Origin of the sequence: Sporosarcina sp. A2, from assembly GCF_050858885.1 — a bacterium.
Classification (GTDB): domain Bacteria; phylum Bacillota; class Bacilli; order Bacillales_A; family Planococcaceae; genus Sporosarcina.
In genome coordinates, this window is the sequence record NZ_CP193901.1 from 1 (window position 1) to 3,549 (window position 3,549).

3 protein-coding genes are annotated in these 3,549 nt (G+C 36.7%); 2 read left to right on the forward strand and 1 reads right to left on the reverse strand.

Annotation, left to right across the window (positions count from 1 at the left end; translation table 11 throughout):
- Nucleotides 1-109 precede the first annotated feature (109 nt).
- A complete protein-coding gene (locus ACRPI0_RS17260) occupies nt 110-274 on the reverse strand; it encodes a hypothetical protein (RefSeq protein WP_432356113.1) in 165 nt (54 codons plus the stop codon).
- Between the two features lie 277 nt (nt 275-551).
- Between ACRPI0_RS17260 and ACRPI0_RS17265 the strand changes: the two genes are divergently transcribed.
- Complete coding sequence (locus ACRPI0_RS17265; RefSeq protein WP_432356114.1) at nt 552-1,964, forward strand: plasmid recombination protein; 1,413 nt, start codon at nt 552-554, stop codon at nt 1,962-1,964.
- A 313-nt stretch (nt 1,965-2,277) separates the two neighbouring features.
- Nucleotides 2,278-3,213, forward strand: a complete 936-nt coding sequence (locus tag ACRPI0_RS17270; RefSeq protein ID WP_432356115.1) for a protein rep — start codon at nt 2,278-2,280, stop codon at nt 3,211-3,213.
- Nucleotides 3,214-3,549: the final 336 nt, after the last annotated feature.

A 3,549-nucleotide genomic window follows, 5' to 3' on the forward strand; every position in this document is an offset into this window, starting at 1 on the left:
TTAAAAAGGAAAATTTTTTCAGCTAAAAGGCGTCTTTTCGTATAGACAACACAATTGATAGATTGAGTTTATAATGATTTGTAAAAAAAAAGATTGTGAAGTATTGTACTTAAAGTAACGGGTGCGTTTGCTGAACAATGAGATCGTCAATCTGACGGTCTTTTTTTTCGTCTAAAAGCTGACGAGCTGCAGAACGAAAAACGTGGCATTCGTCAACGGTAAATGTCTGACTGACCATCGGGAAGGAATTTAAGAAGTTGACGAATTTCGCCAAACCCGAACCCTCTCGGCATTGCAAAAACATTTGTTTTTGCCTGCCAACCGGCGAGGGAGCCCCCTCAAAAAGTGAGGGGGTTGGGGGAGTTTTTTGGAGGGGGTCGAGGGGAAATTTTTCCCTCGTGGGTTTGGGCAACGCCCAAGGTGTTTTCTTTCGGTTTTGATCTTGGGGAAGCTGTCACGCTAGAGTGACAGACCCTTGTTTTTACCCTCGGAGAGCCTTTTCATTGTGCACATGGAGCGTAGCGGAATGTCACAATACAGAAAAGGATACTTTGACAAAGTATCAAACTTATTATACGCTCTTTTCAAATGGAGTGGATGATATGGGGATGGCTATCTCTTTTAAAAAAGCGACTAACAAAACGAACATAAATCATAACAATCGCACGATGAGTGAAAAGCAAAAAGAGCGCAATTCACATATTGACGAATCTCGCTCACATGAAAATGTGTACCTCGTTCGAAGGAATTTGAAGGAAGTCTACAAAGAAGAATTTGGCGAAGCATTGGAAAATTATAATGCCAAACAAAAACGCAACGATCGAAAAATTGATAATTATTTTGAGCACATTCAGTCCAGTAAAAAAACCTCACTTCAGCAAGAATTGATTATTCAAGTGGGGGACAAAGATGATTTTTCTAGCAAAGCGGATTTTGATAAAGCGAACGAAATTTTAAAAGAATGGTATTCGGATTTTGAAAAACGAAATCCGCAGCTGAAAATTTATAATGCGGCCATTCACAATGACGAAGCAAGTCCGCACATGCATTTAAATTTTGTTCCAGTTGCAGAGGGATATAAGCGTGGTTTAGAAAAACAAGTTTCGTTTGATAAGGCGATTACGCAACAGGATCTGACGTTGGATAAAGTCCGTCCGTTTGAACACTGGAGAGAAAAAGAAGTTCAGTTTCTAGAAAAATCATTACAGGAACGTGGGATTGAGCGGAAATTGGTCGGCACGAATGACTATAAAGACGTGAACGAGTACAAGGAAAAAAAGGATTTGGAACGAGAGATTAAACAGCTTGAAGGGAACTTATCTCAACGAAAAACGGAACTCAAAGCACTTACTGAAAAGGTATCCTCTGAAATTAAAGTGCCATTCAAAAAAGAAATGGAAAATATTAATGTGCCAACTGGCGAAAAAAACTTTTTGGGTAAGGAAAAAATGAAAACGGAAAAACAGCCTACGGGAAATGTTGTGTTATCCGAAGAGAATTATAAAAAGTTAGTGACGGCTGCCAATCAAAAAGAAAAGCTCACCCATCAAATTGTCAAAGTGTTAAATACGGATTTTGCAAAAGAAAATAAAGAGTTGAAAGCCGAAAATAAAGTGGTTTTTAAAGAGTGGAAAAGCGCAATTGAAGAAAACAGTCAGCTGAAAGATGAAAATAACGGTTTAAAGCAACGTGTCGCCTCTCTGACGAGCGAAATAGAAAATCTATATAAACATACGAAAGAATACTTCACACAGCGTACAGGCGATTTTGAGGCGTTTAAGAAGGTGTTTGGAGGCTGGATGAATAAAATCCAAGAGAAACTCCCTACAAGCCATTTAAAACGTGTTCACGATCGTTCAGAAGCCAAAGAGAATACATTCTCCATGGAAAATGTTGCGGAGTTGGATAAACAGGTTAGAAGTCAAAAACCGGCTAAAAGAAAAAACATGGATTTGGAACGATAAAAAAGGCACCTGGAAAGGTGCCTTTTTGCTTTGGTTTTTAGTGGTTTGAGCGAAGCGAAAAACATGCTCTTTCTTATCTTGATATAAGGGTAACATCTCTGATTTGCCCTGAACGGTCTTGAGCCCTTGGTATACATGGCTTAAATACAAAAAAACTTGCAAAATTCCTAATAGTGTTTTAGACTTTTAAGTGACCAAACAAAAAAGTTGAAAACAGAAGGAAGGTGCAAGTTTTTAAGTGCCTTAATTGGCGTTTATTAACTTAAGTTATATGACTCAATATAAAGCAAAATCCAAAAAGAATCAAGATATTATGGTGAAATCTACAAAGAAAAAGCGTAGAAATGGTGTATTAGCTTACTTTATGGAAAAGCTAGTCTCGGAGAATGTGGTTTCTGAAAACACTTTACGACTCATAAAGGAGTGCAATACGTTCATGATGATGATTGCTGATAAAAGCTTGGAAAAGAAAAAACAGCATAAAGGCAATACATGTAAGAATCGTTTCTGTCCCATCTGTGCATGGAAGAAATCAAGAAAAGATGCGTTAGCGTTATCGGTGATGATGGCGTACTTAAAGCAAGAGGAAAATAAAGAGTTTATCTTTGTAACCTTAACAGCACCAAACGTGCCAGCAGAAGAATTAGAAGCTGAAATCAAAGACTATAACCAATCGTTTCAGCGTTTAATGCAACGTAAGGAAGTTAGTAAAATTGCAAAAGGCTATGCTCGGAAATTAGAAATTACCTACAACGAAGAGCGTAATGATTACCACCCGCATTTTCATGTGTTGATTGCAGTTAATAAAAGCTACTTTACACAAACTTCTCAATATATTACTCGGGATCGGTGGCTTGAACTGTGGCAAGAGGTCACGAAAAACCCACTCATTACACAAGTTGACGTGCGAAAAGTTCGCAACGGTCGAGATGATAAAGTTTACGAGATTGCTAAGTACTCGGCAAAAGACAGCGACTATTTAATTAGCCAAGAAGTTTTTGAGGTGTTTTATAAAGCTTTAAAAGGTAAACGATTAATCGTCTATTCTGGGCTATTTAAAGAAGCTATGACCAAATTTAAAAATGGTGAGTTAGATGGCTACAAAGAAAAAGATGTGACAAAATATGTCTATGCCATCATGTATAATTGGGGTGGTAAGAAGTATATCGAATTAGAAAAACGATATTTGACCGATGATGAACTGGAAGAAATCAATGGGAAATTGATTGATGAAAAAGAGGTAGATTAAGATACAATAGATTTCAACAAACGGGCCAGTTTCTGAAATAAAACTTAATAAAAAAACTCGATATTTATGTTAAAGTAGAAGGTTATTATAGATATACTTAACCGTAATGCAGGGTAGCTAAGAATTAGTGAGTATATTATAGAAACGGTAAGGAGTAAATTTTCACAATGGATAAAAAGGGTCTCTTAATAGGTTTTTTAACAGTTTTCGTGATATCTCTCACTTATAATATAATGAGCAGTATACAACTATCGAATATATGGATACTTAATCAAGGTATAAATTCGATTGTCAGTCTTGTAGTGTTTTTTATCTTTACACGTATCTGGAGTTATT

Excerpts from the sequence above, each read along its gene's own strand:
- ACRPI0_RS17270 (WP_432356115.1), top strand. The coding sequence starts at position 2,278 with ATGGTGAAATCTACAAAGAAAAAGCGTAGAAATGGTGTATTAGCTTAC.